This is a genomic window from Streptomyces sp. NBC_00190 (genome assembly GCF_036203305.1).
Taxonomy (GTDB): domain Bacteria; phylum Actinomycetota; class Actinomycetes; order Streptomycetales; family Streptomycetaceae; genus Streptomyces.
This window is the reverse complement of record NZ_CP108131.1, coordinates 3441321-3464872: the sequence shown is the minus strand read 5'-3', so window position 1 is coordinate 3464872 and position 23552 is coordinate 3441321. Positions and strand designations below refer to the sequence as shown.

Genomic DNA, 23552 nt, shown 5'->3' with positions numbered 1-23552 from the left:
ACGACAGCCCGGCCCCGCACCTGAGCCTCAGGTGCGGGGCCGGGCCCGTTGCGCCTAACGGGTGGACCGGGTGGCATACGTACGGCGCAGGAAGCGGCGCAGCCCGGCGATGTCGAACTGGACCACGGCCACGCCTTCGGGGGAGTGGAACTCGACGACGGCCTGGACGCGGCCGCAGGGCCAGACGCGTACGTCCCCGGTTCCACTCGGGGCCTGCAGGCCCGCCTCCAGGAGGGCGCGGGGGAAGACCCACTCGTTGTCGGTGCCCTCGGGGGACAGGTCCGCCGGGAAGACGATCCGTACGGCCAGCGGTTCCGCGGGGACGAAGCGCAGGACGACGGGGATCGCCCGGAAGAGCGGATCATCGGTGATCACGCGGGCTCTGACGCGCTCCTCGACGAGCGGGACGGTCGCCGTGGCGGTCGCAGCGGCGGTCGCGGTGGCTGGTGGATTCTCGGCGGTGGATGACATCGACAAGACTCCTCGCGTCGGAGCGTTGAACAAAAGTGCCGTATGTGCTCTTTTGTCCCGTCCAGCCTCGCACATTCCGACGGAAGTGCGAGAGCGTATTTGTGCCGGAGACGCTGTTGCCAACCATTTGCAAGAGGGCACTATTCTTGGACGGCTGAAAACTGTGAGAAGCGGAGCCATTTCATGCATGTGCCCGACGGATTCATCAACGCACCCGTCTCGGTGGCCGCCGGAGTGACGGCCGCCGCCGCTGTGGCCGTCAGCCTCCGCGGCGCCCGGCGGGAACTCGACGAGCGCACGGCGCCGCTCGCCGGTCTCGTCGCCGCCTTCATCTTCGCCGTGCAGATGCTGAACTTCCCGGTCGCCGCCGGCACCAGCGGGCACCTGCTGGGCGGGGCGCTCGCCGCGATACTCGTCGGCCCGTACACGGGTGTGCTGTGCGTGTCCGTGGTCCTGCTCATGCAGGGCATCCTCTTCGCCGACGGCGGGCTGACCGCCCTCGGCGTGAACGTCACCGTCATGGGTGTCGTCACCGTCGTCGTCTCCTACGCGATCTTCCGCGGGCTGCTGAGGGTGCTGCCCCGCACCCGCCGCTCGGTGACCGTCGCCGCCTTCGCCGGCGCCCTGCTCTCGGTGCCCGGCGCGGCCGCCGCCTTCACCGCGATCTACGCCCTCGGCGGCACCACCGACGTGCCCATCGGCAAGGTGTTCACCGCCATGGTCGGCGTGCACGTGCTCATCGGCATCGGCGAGGCCGTCATCACCGCCGCGACCGTCGGCGCCGTGATCGCCGTACGGCCCGACCTGGTGCACGGGGCGCGCGGACTGGCCACGCCGCTGAAGCTGCGCGTGGGCGGCGCACTCGTCGACGCGCCGGCCGCCGCCCCTGCCCCCGTCGCGGCCCGCTCCACCACGAAGGTGTGGGCCACCGGCCTGGTCACCGCGCTCGTCCTCGCCGGGTTCGTCTCCTTCTACGCCTCGGCCAGCCCCGACGGCCTGGAGAAGGTCGCCGCCGACAAGGGCATCGACGCCAAGGTCGAGGAGCACGCCGCGAAGGACTCCCCGCTCGCCGACTACGCCGTCAAGGACGTCGCCGACGCCCGCCTCTCCGGCGGCCTCGCGGGCGCCCTCGGCGTCGGCGCGACCGTCGCCGCAGGCACCGGTGTCTTCTGGGTCGTGCGCCGCCGTCGTACCGCCGAGCCGGCCGCGGCCGGGGCATCGGCGGTCTGAGATGGGTGCGGGCCACGCCCACCGGCTCTACCGGCACGGGCACTCACCGGTGCACGCGCTGCCGCCGCACTGCAAGCTCGCCGCGACCTTCGCCTTCGTGGTCGTCGTCGTCTCCACACCGCGCGAGGCGGTGTGGGCCTTCGGGCTGTACGCCGTCCTGCTCGCCGGGGTCGCGGCCGCGGCCCGGGTACCGGCCGGCTTCCTGCTGCGGCGGCTGCTGATCGAGATCCCGTTCGTGGCGTTCGCGGTGCTCATGCCGTTCGTGGCCGAGGGCGAGCGGGTGGACGTACTGGGCCTGTCGCTCAGCGTCTCCGGACTGTGGGGCGCCTGGAACGTCCTGGCCAAGGGCACGCTCGGGGTGGCCGCGTCCGTACTGCTCGCCTCGACGACGGAGCTGCGGGCGCTGCTGCTGGGCCTGCAGCGGCTGAAGCTGCCGCCGCTGCTGGTGCAGATCGCCTCGTTCATGATCCGGTACGGCGACGTGGTCACCGGCGAGCTGCGGCGGATGTCCATCGCCCGGCGCTCGCGCGGGTTCGAGGCGCGGGGGATCCGGCACTGGGGGGTGCTGGCCAAGACGGCGGGCGCGCTGTTCATCCGCTCCTACGAACGCGGCGAGCGGGTCTACCTGGCCATGGTCAGCCGCGGCTACGCCGGTTCGATGCCGGTGATCGACGAGGTGGTGGCCACGCGTGCGCAGTGGGCGTACGCGGCCGCGCTCCCGGTGACGGCCCTCGCCGTCTGTCTGATGGGATGGACCCTGTGACCGACCCCGTGACCGATTCCGCGACCGCCCCCGTGAGCGAGCCTGTGATCAGCGCCCCTTCGCCCTCGCTGGAAGTGACCGGCCTCGCCTACGCCTACCCCGACGGCCACCAGGCCCTCTTCGGGGTCGACCTGGCCATCGCACAGGGCGAGCGGGTCGCCCTCCTCGGACCGAACGGCGCCGGCAAGACGACCCTGGTGCTGCACCTCAACGGCATCCTCGGCGGCGGCGTCGGCACCGTGACCGTGGCCGGGCTGCCGGTGGAGAAGCGCAACCTCGCCGAGATCCGCCGCCGGGTCGGCATCGTCTTCCAGGACCCCGACGACCAGCTGTTCATGCCGACCGTCCGCGAGGACGTGGCCTTCGGCCCGGCCGCGGCCGGCCTGCGCGGCGCCGAACTGGAGGAGCGGGTCCGCCACGCCCTGGACCAGGTGGGGATGGCCGAATTCGCCGACCGGCCGCCGCACCACCTGTCCTTCGGGCAGCGCCGCCGGGTCGCGGTGGCGACCGTACTGGCCATGCGGCCCGAGATCCTGGTCCTGGACGAGCCCTCGTCCAACCTGGACCCGGCTTCGCGGCGCGAGCTCGCCGACATCCTGCGCTCGCTGGACGTGACGGTGCTGATGGTGACCCACGACCTGCCGTACGCGCTGGAGCTGTGCCCGCGCTCGGTCATCCTGAGCGGCGGCGCGATCACGGCCGACGGCCGCACCCAGGACCTCCTGTGCGACGAGGACCTCATGCGCGCCCACCGCCTTGAGCTGCCCTTCGGCTTCGATCCGCGTTCGGTCTCGGTGGCATAAGCACCGGTCGCCGGTTGTTGGACTGCCCGTGGACATCCAGGGTGTGGTGACGGAGGGCTTCGAGCCCGTCAGGGACGCGTTCGTACGCAACTTCGAGGTGCTCGGGGACCGGGGCGCGGCGGTGGCCGTGTACCGGGACGGGCGCAAGGTCGTCGACCTCTGGGGCGGCACCAAGGACGCCGACGGCACCGAGCCGCGGCCCCCTTGGACCGCAGACACCGTGCAGATCGTCCGCTCCGCGACCAAGGGAGTGGCCGCCGCCGTACCGCTGCTGCTCCACCAGCGCGGACTGCTCGACCTGGACGCGCCCGTGGCCTCGTACTGGCCGGAGTTCAAGGCGGGCGGCAAGGAGAAGACCCTGGTCCGCGACCTGCTCGCGCACCGCGCCGGAGTCCCGGCCCTGGACCGCGGGCTGACCGTGGCGGAGGCCTCGGACGGCGTGTCCGGGGCGCGCGCGGTCGCCGCGCAGCGGGCCTTCTGGGAGCCCGGCACCGAGCACGGCTACCACGCGCAGACCTTCAGCTGGCTGCTGTCCGAGCTGGTGCTGCGGGCGACCGGCCGCACCATCGGCGGCATCCTGGCCGAGGAGATCGCCGAGCCGCTGGGCCTGGACTTCTGGATCGGGCTGCCGGAGGCGCAGGCGCACCGGGTGGGCCGGGTGGCCCCGGTCGACCCGCCGGAGAGCGCGGGCCTGCTCAGGACCCGGCCGAGGCGAAACGTTTCGGAGGCCTACGCCGACCCGGACTCCCTCACCCGCCGCGCCTTCGCGGCCATCGACCCCCTGCCGGACGAGAACGACCCCGCCTACCGGGCGGCCGAGCTGCCGGCCTCGGCGGGCATCGGCACGGCCCGCGCCCTGGCCCGCTTCTACGGGGCCACCATCGGCGTGGTGGAGGACGGCGCGCGGATCTTCACACCGGCCACCACCGCGCTCGCGGGCAAGGAGTTCTCGTCGGGCCCGGACCGCGTCCTGGTGGTGAACACCCGCTTCGGCCCCGGCTACATGCTGCACGGCCCGGCCTCGCCGCTGCTTTCTCCGGCCTCCTTCGGCCACCCGGGCCGCGGCGGCTCGCTGGCCTTCGCGGATCCGGAGGCGGGCATCGGATTCGGCTACGTCACCAACGCCCACGCCAAGTCGGTCACCGCCGACCCGCGCGCGCAGGCGCTGGTCCGGGCCCTGCGCTCCGTGCTCTGACGGGACCGGGACCGACGGGACCGCGACCGACGGGACCGGGCGGTGTGGCGCCCGGCCCCGCGCGTTAGCCCGCGTTCAGGACGGCGGCCACGATCGGGCCCGCCGCTTCCCCGCCGTGGCCGCCGCCCTCGACCATGGCCGCCGCGGCCACGTCGTCGCTGTAGCCGGTGAACCAGCTGTCCGGGCTGCCCGAGCCGCCGACCTCCGCCGAGCCGGTCTTCGCGCCCTTGTCCGAGCCGCTGACCGTGGACATCACCTTCTGGCCGGTTCCGCTCGTCGCCGTCAGCCGCATCATCGATACCAGCTGCTGCTGCACCGAGGACTTCATCCGGCGCTGCGCCGTGGCGATCGTACGGCCGTCGAGGTCCGGCGAGACCAGCAGCGGCTGGCGGAACACGCCGGTGCGGGCGGTCGCCGTGATGGAAGCGACGTTCAGCGGGTTCATGGTGATCTTGCCCTGGCCGATGTACGCGGCGGCCGCCTCCGCGCCCGTCGCCGCCGGGACCTTGCCGTCCGTGGACTTGACGCCCGTCTTCCAGTCCAGCCCGATGCCGAAGACCTCCGTGGCTTCCTTCGCCAGCGCGCCGTCGTCGTCGACCGCCGAGATCTGCTTGATGAAGGCGGTGTTGCAGGACTTGGCGAAGCTGGTCGCGAAGGTCGCGGTGCCGGGCAGCTCGAAGTTGTCCAGGTTGTGGAAGGAACGGCCGCCCCAGGACACCTGCTTCGGGCATTCCGCCGGTTTGTCGGCCGCCACCTTGCCGCGGTCCATCAGCATCTCGCCGGTCACGATCTTCATCGTCGAGCCGGGCGCCCGGTTGCCGGTCAGCGCCGCGTTGTAGCCGTCCTTGCGGTTGTTGGCGACGGCCAGGATGTGCCCGTTGCTGGGCTTGACGGCGACCACCGACGCCTCGGGGAACCTGGTGACCGCCTGCTCGGCGGCCGCCTGCACCTTCGCGTCCAGGTACGTCTTGATGGTGCTCGGCTCCCCCTCGACCAGGGCCAGCAGCGTCCGCTTGGGCTCGTTCGGGGTGGCCGGCTCGATCCAGACCTCAGCCCCCGGTTTGCCGCCCGCCTTGCTGCCGTACGTCTCGCGCAGCTGGTCGAGGACCGGCCGCAGCGAGGGGTACTTCTCCGCGGTCAGCTCCTCGCCGTTGCGGTCGACCGCCTTGACCGGCGGGCTCGCCGGGGCGCCCGCGCGCAGCTTCTCGTCCCGCTGGAGCTGCGGGTGGATCACCGAGGCCTGCCAGTCGACCAGCGGCTTCCCGCTGGTCAGGCCGCGCACCACGGTCAGCTTGGACTCGTAGGCGAGGGGCTTGGTCGTGCCCTCGTACGAGATCTCCGCGGCGACCGTGAAGGGCACGGTGTCGCCCTGCGGTGTGCCGGGGGCGATCACGGCCTTGGAGACGTACGCCTTGGCCTTGAAGTCGGCCACCGCGGTCCGGGCGGCCTGGTCGTTGTTGGTCAGTTCGGCGGCCGCCTGCTCGTTTCCGTCCGCCCACGCGGCCAGGAAGGCCTTGGCGGTCGCGGCGGTCTCCTTCTCGGTGACGGGCCCGCTGCCCTTGGTCGGCTGGGCGGAGGCCTCCGCCTTCCCGCCCCCCTTGCCGTCGCCGTCGCCGGCGTCCCCGACCAGGGCGTACACCCCGTACCCGGCGCCGCCGACCATCGCGAGGAATACCCCGCCGATGACGGCGCCCTTCGCTACCCCGTTCACTTGAGTCCCCTCCAGAGTCCCCGTTCCCTGAACGTGTTCAAAGAACCTCTGGTGCGGACCTTACGCTCCGCGAGCGGATGGGGCGCCTCTTGTTACCTGACCGGAACATCGATGGCCGAAAAAGAGCGTGAAACGGCAGGAGGACCCTCCCTGCCCGGGAAGGCCCTCCTGCGAACGCGGCGCCGGACCCCCTGTCGGACGTTCGTCACGCCGGGAAGTGGCCTGTCCGGCACGGCTGTTGTGCGCACAGGGGATCGCCGGTGTCCCCGATAAGGATTTGTCCGCGGAGAACGATGTCTCTACCCTGAGCCGGAGCGGGAGCGCGCGCATTCCCGCAGGTTGCGGTGCCGTGGCAGAGCGGCCCAATGCGATCGACGTGGGCGAGGTCCCTCCCACGACGACTTACGGAGAAGGGGCGGACCTGCTCCCATCTGTCCGCGGGTTCGAATCCCGTCGGCACCGCAGCCGACCTGCACTTGGTCCAGGGCGCGGCACTGCCGCGTCGCGATCCCCCGTACAGCTTTGAACACCGTCAACCCCTCTGACTCCTGGATCACTTGACGTGCGGACTCAATCGCATCGCGATGCCGGGTGCCAACTGTCCGGGGACGGGTGGCGGCCAGGCGGCAGGAGCCGGTGCCGGTCCTTCCCGAGGCGAGAGGGTGAGCACGAAGGCCCCGACGCCTGGCAGGCGTCGGGGCCTTCGCTTTCGTTGTTGCACCCAGGTGCCCAGTCACATACGGGCTAGCAGAACTTGTCCACTGCGGCCTTCGCGCCGGCCGCGAATCCCTTGTTGAACTGCTCCTCGTTCGCAACGGCGCCCCGCGGCATCGCCGTGTTGCAGGTGGCCTTGCCCCTCTTGAATCCCATCTGCCAGCCCTCGTCGAACGAGGCCTTGCTTTCGGACGCCTCCTGCTCCTCGACCGTTCCGCATTTGACCGCAGGTCCATTGAGCTGCTGTGCGGTGACCGTGCCTGTTGCGTCAGGCAACGTCACCGTGAAGGCGCCGGTGACGTTCGCTTTGATACTGGCGTCCGAGCCGCCGGAGTCGACGATCACGGTCTTGTTCGGCACGAAACTCTTGCCGGTGACCGTGACCGGAGTTCCCGCTGCGCCCTGGGCCATCGCGCAGGAGGGACCGGCCGATTGTGCCGGTGTCGCGAACAACGTCACCGACCCGAGCGCCAGTGCCGAAATCGTGAGGGGAGGCAGTACGGCCATTCGCATACGCCTGTTCATCGTTGCACCTTCTTCGTGGGGAGGTCGCGGGCAAACCGGTATGCCGTACCAGCCTGGGTAGCCCGTATCAGCCCCCGAGAGGCCACCCGGTCGTAAACCCTCTGTATTGCAGGGCCGACCGCGGCTCCAGAAGTCCCGGGACGCCGTTCCATGGTCCCGCCGGATACACGGCATGTCGAATCGGGGGAACGGCGAGAGGATGTGCCGGTCCCCGCGCGTGCGCAGCGGTTGCGAATCGTTTCGTGCGGGAACACGTCGGAGGGGAAATCACGGTGGGCGGTGAACCGGCGGAGCCGGAAGAGCCCCGCGTGCGTCCCGTAAAGGGGGCATGGACGCGTGGAGTTGGCCGGCAACTCCAGCAGGATCCGGACCTGACGTCGCCTCTGCTCGGCCCTGCCCCGGTGACGCCCGCCGACGACCCACGACGACCACGACGACCGCGACAACCACGACGGCCCCGGCGCTCACCGAGCGCCGGGGCCGTCGTTCTCGCTGCTACACCCAGGTGTCCAGCCACATGCGGGCCCGCCAGGAGTCCATCGGGATGCTCTGGCCCGTGTAGATCGGCCAGAAGTAGATGAAGTTCCACACGATCAGCAGGACCAGCACCCCCGCCCCGATCGCGCCCAGCGTCCGGCGTCTCTCGGTCGAACCCGCCGGACCGAGCAGCGCGCCGATCATCATCGCCACCGCCAGGCACAGGTACGGCACGAAGACCACGGCGTAGAAGAAGAAGATGGTCCGCTCCTGGTAGTTGAACCAGGGCAGCAGGCCCGCGCCCAGCGCGCACGCGATCGCGCCCGCCCGCCAGTCGCGGCGGAAGAACCACCGCCACAGCACGTACAGCAGCGCGAAGCAGCCCGCCCACCACAGCAGCGGTGTGCCCAGGGCCAGTACCTCGCGGGCGCACTTGCCGGCCTCCGTCGCCGGGCAGCCGTCGGTGCCCGGCTCGGGGGACTCGTAGAAGTACGACACGGGCCGGCCCAGGACCAGCCAGCTCCACGGGTTCGACTCGTAGGTGTGCCCCGACGTCAGACCGACGTGGAACTTGTACACCTCGGTCTCGTAGTGCCACAGGCTGCGCACCCACTCCGGCAGGAACGACAGCGCACTGCCCTGGTCGTTCTTGGCGGCCCAGTCGCGCAGATAGCCGCCCTTGCCGTTGTCCGGGCTGAAGATCCAGCCCGACCACGAGGCCAGGTACGTCACGATCGCCACCGGCACGGTGGACACGAAGGCCGGCAACGCGTCGCGGCGCAGCATCGCCGCGTACGGGGCGCCCGCGCCCGCGGTGCGCCGCGCGGCCGCGTCCCACAGCACCGTGAGGACGCCGAAGAAGGCCAGCACGACGAAGCCGTTCCACTTCGTGCCCGCGGCCAGGCCCAGGCAGACCCCGGCCAGGATCCGGTACGGGCGCCAGCCCAGCCGCAGCGTCTCGGCGATCTTCGTGTCGGGCCGCGTCCGGCCTCCCCCAGCCCCAGGGGGCTGGGAGGCACCCCCACCGTCGTCCAGCGGGAGCGCGTCCGCGAGTCGGGCGCGGGACTTGTCCCGGTCGATGAGCAGCGCCCCGAAGGCGGCGAGCACGAAGAACATCAGCACCAGGTCGAGCAGCGCGGTGCGGCTCATCACCAGGTGCAGGCCGTCCACCGCCAGCAGCGCGCCCGCCAGGCAGCCCAGGAACGTCGAGCGGAAGAGGCGCCGCCCGATCCGGCACAGCATCAGCACCGACAGGGTGCCGAGCACGGCGGTCATGAACCGCCAGCCGAAGGGGGTGAAGCCGAACATCCACTCGCCGAGCCCGATGACCCACTTGCCGACGGGCGGGTGCACGACGTAGCCCGGGTCCAGCGGGAGGGCGACCCCGTCCGGATTGGCGAGGATCGACTTGTCGATGTCCTTGGGCCAGCTCGCCTCGTAGCCCTGCTTGATCGTGGCCCAGGCGTCCTTGGCGTAGTACGTCTCGTCGAATATCACCGCCTTGGGGCTGCCCAGGTGCACGAACCGCAGCCAACCCGCGACCAGCGCCACCAGCAGCGGCCCCGCCCACGACATGATGCGCTGCCACGTGCCCCACACCTGCTGCGGCAGGCCGAAGGTCAGCCACAACTGCGGGGACGGCTGGGCGTACGGCGGCACCAGGCGGGTGCGGACGTCCGTGCGCCGCGCCGCGGCGCCGGGCGGCGCGTAGCCGAAGGCGCGCAGGCGGCGCAGCCAGGTGGGCGGCTCTTCTTCGCGTCCCGCCGACAGGGCGGGAGGGGCCCCCGCGGGGCTGGGCGGCGGCGTCGCGGTCTTGGTCACCGGGCCATCGTAGGGAAAGGATCTGTGAGTGCCCCAGTGGCGGGGAGGGTCGGGGTGCGGGGCTGAGAGGATGGACGGGTGACGACTGACCAGCCCCTCGGCTCCGAAACCCCCGCCTCCGCCGCCGACGCGACGGGCACGCTCGTGCTCGCGGGCACCCCCATCGGCGATCTCGCGGACGCCCCGCCGCGGCTCGCGGCCGAGCTGGAGCGCGCCGACGTGATCGCCGCCGAGGACACCCGGCGGCTGCGCCGGCTGACCCAGGGGCTCGGCGTGCACACCACCGGGCGCGTCCTGTCGTACTTCGAGGGCAACGAGTCGGCGCGCACCCCGGAGCTGGTCGAGGCCCTGGCCCGCGGGGCGCGGGTGCTGCTGGTGACCGACGCGGGGATGCCCTCGGTCTCCGACCCCGGCTACCGGCTGGTCGCCGCCGCCGTGGAGAAGGACATCAAGGTCACCGCGGTCCCCGGGCCGTCCGCGGTGCTCACCGCGCTGGCCATGTCCGGGCTTCCGGTGGACCGGTTCTGCTTCGAGGGGTTCCTGCCGCGCAAGGCGGGCGAGCGCCTCGGCCGACTGCGCGAGGTGGAGGGCGAGCGGCGCACGCTCGTCTACTTCGAGGCCCCGCACCGGCTCGACGACACCCTGGCCGCGATGGCCGAGGTCTTCGGCGCCGAGCGCCGCGCCGCCGTGTGCCGCGAGCTGACCAAGACCTACGAGGAGGTCAAGCGCGGCGGGCTCGGCGAGCTGGCGGCCTGGGCCGCCGAGGGCGTCCGCGGGGAGATCACCGTCGTCGTCGAGGGCGCCCCGGCGGCCGCCCCCGGAGATGTGGACGACGAGGAGCTGGTGCGCCGGGTGAAGGTGCGCGAGGAGGCGGGGGAGCGGCGCAAGGAGGCCATCGCGGCGGTCGCCGCCGAGGCAGGGCTACCCAAGCGCGAGGTGTTCGACGCGGTGGTCGCGGCAAAGAATGCGGCACAAAAGATGCCGTAGGTCGGTAAAGAGCTAACCTGAAAAGCAAAGCTCAGACCGCGCACCGGGCGCTTTGGGGCATGAGTCGCCCAAAGACCGTCCAACAGTAGACAGGGCCTGATGCGCTCCCGCCCGAAGAGGCGTCCACTGGCAATGGCACCAGTGGAACAAGAGGAGCTGGCATGAGTGAGATCGCTGACACCCCGGTACCTGTTTCCGTACCCATCGAGACGGCCGCCGGCGTGCACACCGTGCGCGAGGCGTACTCCTTCGCCTGCATGAGGTGCGGCTACGGCTGGGAGCAGGCGTACGCGATAGAACACCACGTCGACGGCAAGGGCCAGCCGTTCATCATGTACACGGTCAACAGCGAGCGGGTGCCCTCCCCGCTGTCCAACCCGACCTGCCTGAACTGCGGCGGACACGTCGTACGGATCATGCGCGCGGGCCAGGTCTCCTCGGTGCTCGGCACGATCGACCGGATCTACCACCACCAGATCGCGCCCGGGATCGCCGGGCCCGTCCCCGCGGGCGCGGACGTCCCCCGTACCCCGAAGGCGCGCAGGGCGCCCCGGCACCACGACGCCCCCGGACCCGTCGCCATCGACGAGCCCGAGAAGCGCGGGGGCCTGATCTCCCGTCTGCTGGGGCTCTTCCGCCGGTCATAAGATCGGCCGTATGAGCTCTTCCTCTGCTTCGAAGGACGCACCGCCGCCGCTGCCCGAACCCCTGCGGGTGGCGGTCGCGGACTCGCACACCCACCTGGACATGCAGTCCGGCACCGTCGAGGAGGGCCTCGCGAAGGCCGCCTCGGTGGGCGTCACCACGGTCGTCCAGGTGGGCTGCGACGTGAAGGGCTCCCGGTGGGCCGCAGAGACGGCCGCCGCGTACGAGAACGTCCACGCGGCCGTGGCCCTCCACCCGAACGAAGCGCCCCGGATCGTGCTCGGCGATCCCGACGGCTGGTCGCGCCAGGGAGCCCGGACCGGCGGCGGCGAGGCGGCGCTGGACGACGCGCTCGCCGAGATCGAGGCCCTCGCCGCGCTCGACCACGTCAAGGCCGTCGGTGAGACCGGGCTGGACTACTTCCGCACCGGACCGGAGGGCATGGCCGCGCAGGAGCGTTCCTTCCGCGCCCATATCGAGATCGCCAAGCGGCAGGGCAAGGCACTGGTCATCCACGACCGCGAGGCCCACGCGGACGTGCTGCGCGTGCTGCGCGAGGAGGGCGCGCCCGAGCGCACCGTGTTCCACTGCTACTCCGGGGACGCCGAGATGGCCCGGGAGTGCGCCGCCGCCGGGTACTACATGTCCTTCGCCGGCACGGTCACCTTCAAGAACGCGGCGCCGCTGCGCGAGGCCCTGGCCGTGGCCCCGCTGGAACTGGTCCTCGTCGAGACGGACGCGCCGTACCTGACCCCGGCCCCGTACCGCGGACGGCCCAACGCGCCCTACCTCATTCCGCTGACCGTACGGGCCATGGCGGCGGTCCGCGGCCTCGACGAGGACGCGATGGCCACCGCCCTGGCCGCCAACACGGCTCGCGCCTTCGCCTACTGAGCCCCTCCGCGACACCTCGTCAATCCGACACGCTGTGTAGCCGTCCGACTTTGTTGGGTGATGTCCGCTCCGCTATCGTGCCGTGCCCGAACCATGAGGGTCCGGACCAGTGGAGCGAGCTTCGTGAGCGATACACAGGGCAGTCACCGCCGCAGCGGTCCCGTCCCGGAGGCGTACGAGGCCGATCCCACGGCCCGAACAGCCCGGCCGGCCGGACCGGGGGACCCCGACCCCGCAGTTCCCGCGCCGCGCGACGGCGACCGGCGGGCGGGCCGCCGCCGGGCCCGCGGCCGCTCGGCCCCGTCCGCCCGGCCGGACGCCGGGGATCCGGACACCCCATGGCCCGACGCGGCCCCCGCACCCGGCCCGGGCCGCCGCCGGGCCCCGGGGCCGACGCCCGGCGCCGACACGGCCGTCGCCGCCGGCACGGGGGGCTCGGGCCGCCGGGCCCGTGGCCGTGCCACCACCGACGAGCCCCCGGCGGGCACCGGCCGGCGCCGCGGCCCCGGAGAACCGCTCGGGCCCGACCCCGTGCCCGCCACGGCGGGCACCGGCCGGCGCCGCGCGGCGGCTCCCGCGGCCGCGGGAGCCGCCACCGGCAGCGGCCACCGCTCCCGCGGCCGGTCCGCCGGGCCCGGACTCCTCACCCTGGAGATCCCCGGCGGGGACTGGCGGCGGATCGTGCCCCAGGCGCTGGTCGTCGCCTTCCTCGCAGGCGGCACCACCGCCTTCGTCGCCGCCGACAAGTCGGTACGGCTCACCGTGGACGGCGTCCCCCGCACCCTGCACACCTTCGCCGACGACGTCGACGAACTGCTGGCCGCCGAAGGCCTCGGCACCGGACCCCACGACCTCGTCGCCCCCGCCCCCGGCGAACCCCTCGAAGACGGCGAGCAGGTCGTCGTCCGCTACGGCCGCCCCCTGCTCCTCACCCTCGACGGGCAGCAGCGCCAGATGTGGACCACCGCCCGCACCGTCGAGGGCGCACTGCGCCAGTTCGGCATCCGCGCCGAGGGCGCCTACCTCTCCGCCCCCCGCACCGCCCCCGTCCCACGCGCCGGCCTGACCCTCAGCGTCCGCACCGAACGCAGCGTCACCTTCATGGCCGACGGCCGCGAACGCACCATCCGCACCAACGCCTCCACCGTCCAGGAGGCCCTCGACCAGGCCGGAATCACCCTGCACGGCCAGGACACCACCTCCGTGCCCCCCACCGCCTTCCCGCGCGACGGCCAGACCGTCACCGTGCTGCGCATCACCGGCACCCGAGAGGTCCGCGAGGAGCGCATCCCGTACGCGACGGAGCGGACCGAGGACGACACCCTCTTCGCCGGGACCGAGGTCGTCGAGCGGGCCGGCCGGCCCGGGGCGCGCCGGGTCACCTACAGCCTGCGCACCGTCAACGGCGTCCGGCAGAAGCCCCGCCCCATCGCGGAGGAGACCGTCCGCGAACCCGTCACCCAGCTCGTCAGGGTCGGCACGCAGCCGCTGCCGGCCTCCGTCTCCGGCGCCGACGACCTCAACTGGGAAGCCCTCGCCCAGTGCGAGTCCGGCGGCCGCCCGACCGCCACCGACGCCTCGGGCACCTACGGCGGCCTCTACCAGTTCGACGTCCACACCTGGCACGCCCTCGGCGGCAGCGGCCGCCCCCAGGACGCCTCGGGCGCCGAGCAGACCTACCGGGCCAAGAAGCTCTACGTGCAGCGGGGGGCGAGTCCGTGGCCGCACTGCGGCCGTACGCTTAGCCGGTGAGCACCGCAGAGCAGCAGCCCAACGAGAACCCTTCTGACGCCCTCCTCGGCCCCGCCGACATCCGGGAACTGGCCGCCGCCCTCGGCGTACGCCCGACGAAGCAGAAGGGCCAGAACTTCGTCATCGACGCCAACACGGTGCGCCGGATCGTGCGCACCGCCGAGGTGCGGCCGGACGACGTCGTCGTCGAGGTCGGTCCCGGGCTGGGCTCGCTGACGCTCGCGCTGCTGGAGGCCGCCGACCGGGTCACCGCCGTCGAGATCGACGACATCCTGGCGGCGGCGCTGCCCGCGACCATCGAGGCCCGGATGCCCGGGCGCAAGGACCGCTTCGCGCTGGTCCACTCCGACGCCATGCTGGTGACCGAACTGCCCGGCCCGGCGCCGACCGCGCTCGTCGCGAACCTGCCGTACAACGTGGCCGTGCCCGTCCTGCTCACCATGCTCGACCGCTTCCCGAGCATCGAACGGACCCTGGTGATGGTGCAGGCCGAGGTCGCCGACCGGCTCGCCGCCGAGCCGGGCAACAAGGTGTACGGGGTCCCCTCCGTCAAGGCCAACTGGTACGCACACGTCAAGCGCGCCGGATCCATCGGCCGCAAGGTCTTCTGGCCCGCGCCGAACGTCGACTCCGGCCTCGTCTCGCTGGTGCGGCGCGCCGAGCCGATCAAGACCACCGCCACGAAGGCCGAGGTCTTCGCGGTCGTGGACGCGGCCTTCGCGCAGCGCCGCAAGACCCTGCGCGCGGCCCTGGCCGGCTGGGCCGGCTCGGCGGCCGGGGCCGAGGCCGCGCTCGTCGCCGCGGGTGTCTCGCCGCAGGCCCGCGGCGAATCGCTGACGGTGGAGGAGTTCGCCGCGATCGCCGAGAACAAGCCCGCGGCGGAGAGGCCCGCGCTGTGAGCTCCCGCACGAGCGTGACCGTACGGGTCCCCGCGAAGGTCAACGTGCAGCTGGCGGTGGGCGCGGCCCGCCCCGACGGCTTCCACGACCTCGCCAACGTCTTCCTCGCCGTCTCCCTCTTCGACGAGGTCACGGCGACGGCGGCCGACGGACTGACCGTGACCTGCGCCGGCCCCGACGCCGACCAGGTCCCCCTGGACCGCACCAACCTCGCCGCGCGCGCCGCCGAGATCCTGGCGGCCCGGGCCGGCATCGACCCCGCCGTCCACCTCCACATCGCGAAGAACATCCCGGTCGCGGGCGGCATGGCGGGCGGCAGCGCGGACGGCGCCGCGGCCCTGCTGGCCTGCGACGCCCTGTGGGGTCTGGGCACCCCGCGCGCCGAACTGCTCGACATCTGCGCCCAGCTGGGCAGCGACGTCCCCTTCAGCCTCGTCGGCGGCGCCGCACTCGGCACCGGGCGCGGCGAGCTGCTGACGCCGGTCGACGCGGGGTCGTTCCACTGGGTGTTCGCGGTGGCCGACGGGGGCCTGTCCACCCCGGCGGTGTTCCGCGAGTTCGACCGCCTCACCGCCGGTACGAGGATCCCCGAGCCCGAGGCCTCACCGGCCCTGCTCGCGGCCCTGGCCTCGGGAGACCCGGACGCGCTGGCCCCCGTACTGGCGAACGACCTCCAGCGGGCGGCCCTGTCGCTGCGCCCGCAGCTGGCCGGGACGCTGGCCGCGGGCACGGAGGCCGGGGCGCTGGCCGCACTGGTCTCCGGATCGGGCCCGACGACGGCCTTCCTGGTCCGCGACCCGGAATCCGCCGAGAAGGTGGCCGCGGCCCTCGAAGCCTCGGGCACGTGCCGCACCACCCGCGTGGCGTCCTCCCCGTCGCCGGGAGCCACGGTCCTGCCGGCCTGATCTGCGGGCCGACCGCCGGGGCTCCGCCCCGGACCCCCCTCCGGCGGGGCAGCCGGGTACTCAGGCGGGAGTTGAGTATCCGCGCCCTGTCGGGAGGCCCCCGCCGGCGGCGACCGTGAGGCCATGACAGTCAGCGCACGCGACATGGCCGCCGCCACCCCTGCCACGCGGGACCGGTACGTCGACCTCCTGCGGGTCGCCTCCCTCGCCACCGTCATCGCCGGGCACTGGCTGATGGCCGCGGTCAGCGGCGACGGCATAGGGAACCTGCTCGCCCTCGTGCCCCCGCTCCAGGTCCTCACCTGGGGGCTCCAGGTCATGCCCGTCTTCTTCTTCGTCGGCGGGTTCTCGCACGCCCTGTCCTACCGCTCCCTGGCCCGCCGGGCCGACGGAGGGCCCGTCTACGCCGCCTTCCTGCGGGCCCGGCTCCAGCGGCTGTTGCGGCCCACCCTCGTCTTCGTCCTCGTCTGGACCGCGGCCGCGTTCGCCGTGCAGCTCGCGGGCCACGGCGCGGGCGGGCTGACCGGGGCCGCGCTGCGGCTGGTCACCCAGCCGCTCTGGTTCATCGGGATCTACCTCGCGATGGTCGCCTTCACCCCGCCGCTGCTGAAGCTGCACGAGCGGTGGGGGTGGGGGGCCTTCGCCGGGCTCCTCGCCGCCGCCGCGCTCGTCGACGTACTGCGCTTCGCGCTCGGGATCCCGTACGTCGAGTTCCTGAACTTCGCCTTCGTCTGGCTCGCCGTCCACCAGCTCGGCTTCCTGCGCGCCGACGGGCGGATCCGCTTCCCCGCCGCCCTGGCCGCAGCCGGGCTCGCCGCGGCCGCGGCGCTGGTCGCCTACGGCCCGTACCCGCTGTCCATGGTCGGGATGCCGGGAGAAAAGGTGTCCAACATGGCACCGCCCACCCTCGCCCTGCTCGCGCACGGCATGTGGCTCGTCGGCGCCGTCCAGCTCCTGGCCCGCCCCGGCACCGCCTGGCTCGCCCGCCCCCGCGTCTGGCGCGGGGTCGTCGCCGCCAACGGGATCGCCATGACCGCCTTCCTCTGGCACCTCACCGCCATGCTCGCCGTGTACGCCGCCCAGCTCGCCCTCGGGATCGGGCTCCCCGCACCGGCCTCCGCCGCCTGGTGGGCCCAGGTCCCGGTCAGGTTCCTCGCCGCCGCGGCGCTGACCGGCGTGCTCATCGCCCTCTTCCGGCGCTTCGAGGGCCCCGGCCGCGCTGCCGCCGCCCCCGGCAGCGGCCCCCGCGCCGCCGCGGGCATCACCCTGTGCCTGCTCGGCGTCCTGGGCCTGTCCATGACCGGCCTCGGGGGCCTGCTCGACGGCCACAGCGCCGTCCTCGTCGCCCTTCCCGTCACCGCGCCCGCCGCGATCGCCATGGCGCTGGGCGGCTGGGTCCTGGTGGAACGGTCTGCGTCGTCCCGGAGCGTTAGGCTGAGGGGCTGATCCATAAACCCTTCCCTGGAGCGCGTCTGATGGCCGTCAATCTGGTCAATGTCGAGGCAGTCAGCAAGGTGTACGGCACACGTACCCTGCTCGACGGCATCTCCCTCGGCGTGTCCGAGGGGGACCGGATCGGTGTCGTCGGCCGCAACGGCGACGGGAAGACCACCCTCATCCGGATGCTGGCCAAACTGGAGGAGCCCGACAGCGGCCGCGTCACCCAGAACAGCGGCCTGCGCATGGGCGTCCTCACCCAGCACGACTCCCTCGATCCCGCGGCCACCATCCGCCACGAGATCATCCGGGACATGGCCGACCACGAGTGGGCCGGCAACGCCAAGATCCGCGACGTGCTGACCGGCCTGTTCGGCGGACTCGACCTGCCCGGCTTCGGCCAGGGCCTCGACACCGTCATCGGCCCGCTCTCCGGCGGCGAGCGCCGCCGCATCGCGCTCGCCAAGCTGCTCATCGCCGACCAGGACCTCCTCGTACTCGACGAGCCCACCAACCACCTCGACGTCGAGGGCATCGCCTGGCTCGCCCGACACCTCCAGGAACGCCGCTCGGCCCTGGTCTGCGTCACCCACGACCGCTGGTTCCTCGACCAGGTCTGCACCCGCATGTGGGACGTCCAGCGCGGCGACGTGCACGAATACGACGGCGGCTACAGCGACTACGTCTTCGCCCGCGCCGAGCGCGAGCGGATCGCCGCCACCGAGGAGTCCAAGCGGCAGAACCTGATGCGCAAGGAGCTGGCCTGGCTGCGCCGCGGCGCCCCCGCCCGGACCTCCAAGCCCCGCTACCGCATCGAGGCCGCCAACGAGCTCATCGCCGACGTGCCGCCGCCGCGCGACCGCTCGGAACTGATGCGCTTCGCCAACGCCCGCCTCGGCAAGACCGTGTTCGAGCTGGAGGACGTCACCGTCCAGGCCGGCCCCAAGACGCTGCTGAAGCACCTCACCTGGCACCTGGGCCCCGGCGACCGCATCGGCCTCGTCGGCGTCAACGGCGCCGGCAAGACCTCCCTGCTGCGCGCCCTGGCCGAGGCCGCCCGCACCCAGGGCGAGACCCAGCCCGCCGCCGGACAGATCGCCGTCGGCAAGACCGTCAAGCTGGCCTACCTCTCCCAGGAGGTCGGCGAACTCGACCCGTCCCTGCGCGTCCTGGAGGCCGTCCAGCGCGTCCGCGACCGCGTCGACCTCGGCCAGGGCCGCGAGATGACGGCGGGCCAGCTGTGCGAGCAGTTCGGCTTCACCAAGGAGAAGCAGTGGACGCCCGTCGGCGACCTCTCCGGCGGCGAGCGGCGCCGACTGCAGATCCTGCGCCTGCTGATGGACGAGCCCAACGTCCTCTTCCTCGACGAGCCCACCAACGACCTCGACATCGAGACCCTGACCCAGCTGGAGGACCTCCTCGACGGCTGGCCCGGATCGATGATCGTGATCTCCCACGACCGGTTCTTCATCGAGCGCACCACCGACACCGTGATGGCGCTGCTCGGCGACGCGAGCCTGCGGATGCTGCCGCGCGGCCTGGACGAGTACCTGGAGCGCCGCCAGCGGATGATCGAGGCGGCCGCCCCGGCGCCCGTCCCGGCCGCGGCCGCCGCGAAGTCCAGCGCCTCCGGGGACTCCCGCGCCGCGAAGAAGGAACTCCAGAAGATCGAGCGGCAGCTGAACAAGCTCTCGGACCGCGAGAGCAGCCTGCACGCCCAGATCGCCGAGCACTCCACCGACTACGACAAGGTGGCCAAGCTCGACGCGGAGCTCCGGGAACTCCTCGCGGACCGCGACGATTTGGAGATGCGCTGGCTGGAGCTGGCCGAGGAGGCGTAGGCCCCGGGCCGCCCCGCGCGGCCAACTGGCCGGATAACGGGGGCGTCACGGGCCGGTCCTCCCTTGGGAACAGGGGGCGGACCGGCCCGGCCCAAGGCCGGTGTGAGTGATAGAAAGGTCATCTTCCACCACCCTGACACCGAAGGTACGCGCTGATGACCGAGCCGCCCCAGCCGCCGAACCAGCCGCCGACTCCTTCCGGTTACGGGCACCTCCCCGGCCCGCCGCAGCCCGGCTACGGCTACCCGCAGCAGGGCGAGAACCCGTACGCCCAGCAGCCGCCCACCGCGCCGCAGCAGGGCGAGAACCCGTACGCCCAGCAGCCGCCCACCGCCCCGCAGCAGCCGGCCTACTACCCGCCGCCGCCCCCCGGCCTGCCGGGAATGCCGCAGCCCTCCTCCGGCATGACGCCGAAGAAGAAGCGAGGCGTCCTGATCGCCGCCTCGGTCGCCGCCGTGCTCGTCGCCGGCACCGTCGCATACGTCGGCTTCCTCAAGGACGACAAGGACCCCAAGCCGCCCGTCGCGCAGGAGTCCACGTCCCCCGACGCCAAGCCCTCCGGCTCCCCTTCCGTCGACAACGGCGACGGCAGCGGCAACGGAGCCGGGGAAGGCGACCTCAACTCCGCCCGCAAGCAGGGCGAGGACAAGGTCCTCTGGCTCAAGACCGCCAAGATCGACGGCCCCGGCGTCGGAGCCGACACCGACGGCCAGTGGGTCGTCGGCGACACCGTCGCCAAGACCGTCTGGAAGAACCTCACCGGCTACGGCGCGGCCGACGGCAAGGAGAAGTGGACGATCTCCTTCCCCGGTGACATCTGCGCCGTCACGGACCAGATGACCGCCGACGGCAAGACCGTCGTCCTGTTCAGGAACGGCGAGAGCGACACCGCCGACTGCAACCAGATGCGCATGGTCGACCTCAAGGCGGGCAAGGAGGGCTGGACGAAGGAAGTGCCCAAGGACGGCATCTTCGACCTCTTCGCCGGTCCCAGCCTGAGCCTCACCGGCGACGCCGTCTCCGTCAACCGGGTCACCCGCGCCAGCGTCTTCAAGGTCAGCACCGGCGACAAGCTCTTCGCGACCCCGTCCGAGGGCTGCATGACCGGCTCCTACCTCGGCGGCAACGGCAAGATGATCGGCATCGCCACCTGCCAGGACGCCGACCGCACCGTCGAGGTCAAGGACGCCGACCCGGCCACCGGCAAGTCGACCTGGTCCTTCAAGCTCCCCAAGGGCTTCAAGGTCTCCAGCGTCTACTCGGTGGACCCGCTCGTCCTCGACATCGGCAACGAGGAGAAGAAGGAACGCTCCATCGTCGTCATCGGACCCGACGGCAAGCAGCGCGCCACCGTCACCGGCGAGGGCAGCTTCGCGAGCGGCTGCAAGAGCTCCTTCAGCCGGTCCCTCCAGGGCTGCGCCGCAGGCCTCGTCGACTCCAACACGCTCTACCTGCCCACGGCGACCGAGGCCGGCACCGGCAACGAAATCGTCGCCTTCGACCTGGCCTCCGGCAAGGCCAAGTGGCGCACCCCGGCTGGCGACAAGCGCACCCTCACCCTCGTCGAGGCCGCGAACGGCCAGCTGATCGCCTACCGCAAGGCGGAGTACGACAAGGGCGGCGAGGTCCTGTCGATCCCGGCCGCGGGCGGCGAGCCCACCGCGCTCCTGCGCCACCCGTCAGGCCCGGCCGCCCCGGTGGAGAGCTCCTTCTACTCCCCGAAGGCCGACTACGTGGACGGGCGGTTCTTCCTCTCCGTCACGCATCTGCTCGCCCGGGGCAAGGACGAGAAGTTCCTGATGGTCTTCGGCAAGTGAACGCGTCCCCGAGCAGTCCACCGAGAGGCAGTAGCGACACATGAGTACCCCGCCGCCCCCCAGCCAGCCGCCGTCCGGCGGCTTCGGAGCGCCGCAGGATCCGCCGCCGGGCGGGTTCGGTCAGCCGCCGGCACCGCCCGTACCGCCGGCGCCCCCGCAGCAGCCACCCGCCGCGTCCCCGCAGCAGCAGCCGCCGGCCGCGCCGCCCGCCGGGCAGCCCGCGTACGGATACCCGCAGCAGCCCGGACCCGGCTACGGCTACCCACAGCAGCCCGGCACCCCGGCGCCCTTCGGACCGCCCACCACGCCCATGCACACCGCCCAGCCCCCGGCGGCAGCCGGCGCGGGCGGCGGCGGCAGCAACGACAAGCGCAACCAGCTGATGATCGTCGGCGCGGCCCTCCTGGCCATCGTCCTCATCGTCGGCGGCGGCCTCTGGTACGTCTCCGGCGACGGCGGCGGCAAGCAGGACACCGCGGACGGCGGTCCCGCCAAACCGGGCGAGGACAAGGGCCAGGCAGGCGCGGGCGGCACCGAGAAGGTGCCCGCCAGCACCAAGTCGAAGGTGCTGGTCAACCAGCCGAGCCCGACGCCGGAGGAGATGGTCCAGGTCGCCGGCTCCTGGCTGACCGACACCACCTACATCAAGTCCGACGTGTCGAAGATCGTCGGCTACAACCTCGTCGACGGCGGCAAGAAGTGGGAGGTGCCCCTCCCGGGAGAAATCTGCGGCGCCACCTCGCACGTCAGCGACAACAAGTCGGCGGTGCTCTTCAGGCCCGCGGCGGCCACGCCGGAGAACAAGTACCCGCCGTGCACCGAGGTCGGCGTCGTCGACCTGAACGCCGGCAAGCTCGTCTGGACCGGCAACGCCAAGAGCGCCACCAGCGGCGACAAGCCCGCGTCCTACTACGAGGTCACCCTCAGCGGGCAGACGGTCGCTGCCGGCGGCTCCTCGGGCGGCGCCGCCTGGAACCTCGCCGACGGCAAGTCGCTGTGGGTGCCCAAGACGGACGGTGAAGGCTGCTACGACGCGGGCTACGCCGGCGGCGAGGCCCTCGCCGTCATCCGCAAGTGCGGCCGGAGCCCCAACCAGACCCTGCAGGCGCAGATCCTCGACCCGGCCACCGGCGCCCCGCAGTCCACGTACAAGCTCTCCGCGGGCATCGAGAACGCCGGCATCGTCTCCACCAAGCCCCTGATCGTCTCCGCCGACGTCGGCAAGACCGCCAAGAACGCCAGCGGCGTCAGCGACCTCTTCGTCGTCGACCCGGCGGGCCAGCTGAAGGCGCGCATCTCGCTCTCCTCCGGTAACTTCGGCGGTGACTGCGGCACCGAGGTCGAGACGTGCACCAGCTTCGTCGTCGGCAACGGCAAGCTCTACCTGCCCTCGTACGAGCACCAGGGCCAGGACCCCTACGCCAAGACCAACGAGCTGCTCTCCTTCGACCTGGAGACCGGCAAGCAGACCAGCGACCGCGCCGACGCGGGCGAGCGGTACCAGCTGTACCCGCTGCGCATGGACGGGTCGAACATCATCGTCTACAAGGACCCCCCGTACGACAAGGGCGGCCAGATCGTCAGCATCGACGGCAAGACGATGAAGGAAACCGTCCTGATGGAGAACCCGTCGGACAAGGTGACCCAGCGCATCGAGACGGCCTACCTGCCCGACCACCACGAGTACCGCTACCACAACGGCAAGCTCTTCATCGCGCGTACGACGGTCAAGAAGCCGTACTCCGCCACGTCCGACCCGGAGTACATCTTCACCGCCTTCACCGCGAGCTGACCGGCCCCGCGTCCACGAAGCCCCCGGAAGGTCCGCCTTCCGGGGGCTTCTGCGCGGTAACACCCGCGCGCCGTCGAACAAGCGTGTAGCTTGCCGGGGCAGAAGGGTGGGGGGTGGGTGCCGCAATGGGCGTACGGGTCGTCGTGGTCGACGAGCACCGGCTGCTGGCCGAGGCGCTCGCCTCTGCCCTGAAACTGCGGGGACACCGGGTGCTCGCCGCCGCCGCCCCGGCCGCGGGAGCCGCCGAACTGGTCGTCGGCCGCGCCCCGGAGGTCTGCCTCTTCGGCACCGCCACCCCCGCCGAGCCGGGCGTGTTCGAGCCCGTCGTCCGCATCAGGCGGGAGCGCCCGCAGATCGCCGTCGTCGTCCTCGGCCCAGTGCCCAGCCCGCGCGGGATCGCGGCCGCCTTCGCCGCCGGCGCCTCGGGGTACGTACGCCACGACGAGCGCATCGAGGGCGTGGAGCGGGCGCTGGCCAAGGCCAGGGCGGGCGAGGTGGCGATCGCCCCGCAGCTGCTGCACGGAGCCTTCGCGGAGCTCCTCAACCCCGCGGCCCAGCCCGACGACGAGGGCAGCCGGCTGCTGCGGCTGCTCACCCCGCGCGAGGTGGAGGTGCTGGTCCGGGTCGCCGAGGGCGAGGACACGCGTCTCATCGCGGCGGGCATGGCCATCGCGCCGAGCACCGCCCGTACCCACGTACAGCGGGTGCTGATGAAGCTGGGCGTGGGCTCCCGGCTGGAGGCCGCCGCGCTGGCCGCCCGTACCGGTCTGCTGGACCGGGCGGTGCCGGCGGCGCCGCCCGCTGCCGTCCAGGCCTGACGGGGGCCGATTTCCCCGCGGGCGCCCTCATCGGGTAAGCCAGTGTCTGCATGCG

At 72.5% G+C, this 23552-nt stretch carries 19 protein-coding genes and 1 tRNA gene; 16 read left to right on the top strand and 4 right to left on the bottom strand.

Translation table 11 applies throughout. From position 1 onward, the window contains the following. Positions 1-54 precede the first annotated feature (54 nt). Entirely contained in the window at positions 55-471 is a 417-nt protein-coding gene (locus OG429_RS16635; RefSeq protein WP_328926098.1) for an SsgA family sporulation/cell division regulator, read from the bottom strand. A 183-nt stretch (positions 472-654) separates the two neighbouring features. Here OG429_RS16635 and OG429_RS16630 point away from each other — a divergent pair, with 183 nt between their 5' ends. The 4 genes from OG429_RS16630 to OG429_RS16615 are packed head-to-tail and all read left to right on the top strand — an operon-like array spanning position 655 to position 4462. Beyond that, positions 655-1701 (top strand): energy-coupling factor ABC transporter permease, encoded by a 1047-nt coding sequence (locus OG429_RS16630; protein ID WP_328926097.1) that lies wholly within the window; start codon positions 655-657, stop codon positions 1699-1701. 1 nt (position 1702) lies between these two features. Next, positions 1703-2464, top strand: coding sequence for a cobalt ECF transporter T component CbiQ (cbiQ, locus tag OG429_RS16625; protein ID WP_328926096.1), 762 nt, complete (start codon positions 1703-1705; stop codon positions 2462-2464). Continuing rightward, positions 2452-3267 (top strand): energy-coupling factor ABC transporter ATP-binding protein, encoded by an 816-nt coding sequence (locus OG429_RS16620; RefSeq protein WP_443051263.1) that lies wholly within the window; start codon positions 2452-2454, stop codon positions 3265-3267. The genes cbiQ and OG429_RS16620 overlap by 13 nt, the downstream gene beginning before the upstream one ends. Positions 3268-3289: 22 nt before the next feature. Next, complete coding sequence (locus OG429_RS16615; RefSeq protein ID WP_405681409.1) at positions 3290-4462, top strand: serine hydrolase domain-containing protein; 1173 nt, start codon at positions 3290-3292, stop codon at positions 4460-4462. 64 nt (positions 4463-4526) lie between these two features. Here the strand turns inward: OG429_RS16615 and OG429_RS16610 are convergent, their stop codons facing one another. Continuing rightward, positions 4527-6173, bottom strand: coding sequence for a penicillin-binding transpeptidase domain-containing protein (locus OG429_RS16610; RefSeq protein ID WP_328926094.1), 1647 nt, complete (start codon positions 6171-6173; stop codon positions 4527-4529). A 343-nt stretch (positions 6174-6516) separates the two neighbouring features. On the opposite strand from OG429_RS16610, the gene OG429_RS16605 reads away from it, so the two are divergent. After that, positions 6517-6635: transfer RNA gene (locus OG429_RS16605), tRNA-OTHER, on the top strand. Between the two features lie 282 nt (positions 6636-6917). On the opposite strand, the gene OG429_RS16600 is transcribed toward OG429_RS16605, so the two are convergent. Both OG429_RS16600 and OG429_RS16595 read right to left on the bottom strand, forming a co-directional pair. Next, the gene (locus tag OG429_RS16600; protein ID WP_328926093.1) at positions 6918-7412 is read right to left on the bottom strand and encodes a hypothetical protein; all 495 of its coding nucleotides are present in this window, start codon (positions 7410-7412) and stop codon (positions 6918-6920) included. A gap of 495 nt (positions 7413-7907) precedes the next feature. Then, positions 7908-9710 carry a dolichyl-phosphate-mannose--protein mannosyltransferase gene (locus OG429_RS16595; RefSeq protein ID WP_405679799.1) on the bottom strand — a complete coding sequence of 601 codons (1803 nt, stop codon included), beginning with the start codon at positions 9708-9710 and terminating at the stop codon, positions 7908-7910. Between the two features lie 78 nt (positions 9711-9788). Here OG429_RS16595 and rsmI point away from each other — a divergent pair, with 78 nt between their 5' ends. The 11 genes from rsmI to OG429_RS16540 all read left to right on the top strand — a co-directional run bounded on the left by rsmI (position 9789) and on the right by OG429_RS16540 (position 23497). After that, the gene (gene rsmI / locus OG429_RS16590; RefSeq protein ID WP_328926092.1) at positions 9789-10697 is read left to right on the top strand and encodes a 16S rRNA (cytidine(1402)-2'-O)-methyltransferase; all 909 of its coding nucleotides are present in this window, start codon (positions 9789-9791) and stop codon (positions 10695-10697) included. A gap of 161 nt (positions 10698-10858) precedes the next feature. Beyond that, positions 10859-11344 carry a hypothetical protein gene (locus tag OG429_RS16585; protein WP_405679800.1) on the top strand — a complete coding sequence of 162 codons (486 nt, stop codon included), beginning with the start codon at positions 10859-10861 and terminating at the stop codon, positions 11342-11344. A 10-nt stretch (positions 11345-11354) separates the two neighbouring features. After that, positions 11355-12236: a TatD family hydrolase gene (locus OG429_RS16580; RefSeq protein ID WP_328926091.1), complete on the top strand. Its 882-nt coding sequence runs from the start codon at positions 11355-11357 to the stop codon at positions 12234-12236. A gap of 531 nt (positions 12237-12767) precedes the next feature. Further along, positions 12768-13988: a ubiquitin-like domain-containing protein gene (locus OG429_RS16575; RefSeq protein WP_328930298.1), complete on the top strand. Its 1221-nt coding sequence runs from the start codon at positions 12768-12770 to the stop codon at positions 13986-13988. Next, complete coding sequence (gene rsmA / locus OG429_RS16570; RefSeq protein ID WP_328926090.1) at positions 13985-14887, top strand: 16S rRNA (adenine(1518)-N(6)/adenine(1519)-N(6))-dimethyltransferase RsmA; 903 nt, start codon at positions 13985-13987, stop codon at positions 14885-14887. Before OG429_RS16575 ends, rsmA begins: the two co-directional genes overlap by 4 nt. Continuing rightward, the gene (locus tag OG429_RS16565; protein WP_328926089.1) at positions 14884-15792 is read left to right on the top strand and encodes a 4-(cytidine 5'-diphospho)-2-C-methyl-D-erythritol kinase; all 909 of its coding nucleotides are present in this window, start codon (positions 14884-14886) and stop codon (positions 15790-15792) included. Before rsmA ends, OG429_RS16565 begins: the two co-directional genes overlap by 4 nt. A gap of 123 nt (positions 15793-15915) precedes the next feature. Next, entirely contained in the window at positions 15916-17238 is a 1323-nt protein-coding gene (locus OG429_RS16560) for an acyltransferase family protein (protein WP_328926088.1), read from the top strand. A gap of 29 nt (positions 17239-17267) precedes the next feature. Beyond that, on the top strand, positions 17268-19070 hold the full coding sequence (locus OG429_RS16555; protein ID WP_328926087.1) for an ABC-F family ATP-binding cassette domain-containing protein: 1803 nt from the start codon (positions 17268-17270) through the stop codon (positions 19068-19070). A gap of 155 nt (positions 19071-19225) precedes the next feature. After that, on the top strand, positions 19226-20887 hold the full coding sequence (locus OG429_RS16550) for an outer membrane protein assembly factor BamB family protein (RefSeq protein ID WP_328926086.1): 1662 nt from the start codon (positions 19226-19228) through the stop codon (positions 20885-20887). Positions 20888-20927: 40 nt separating this feature from the next. Next, positions 20928-22679, top strand: coding sequence for an outer membrane protein assembly factor BamB family protein (locus tag OG429_RS16545; protein ID WP_328926085.1), 1752 nt, complete (start codon positions 20928-20930; stop codon positions 22677-22679). A 125-nt stretch (positions 22680-22804) separates the two neighbouring features. Then, entirely contained in the window at positions 22805-23497 is a 693-nt protein-coding gene (locus tag OG429_RS16540) for a response regulator transcription factor (protein ID WP_328930297.1), read from the top strand. Positions 23498-23552: the final 55 nt, after the last annotated feature.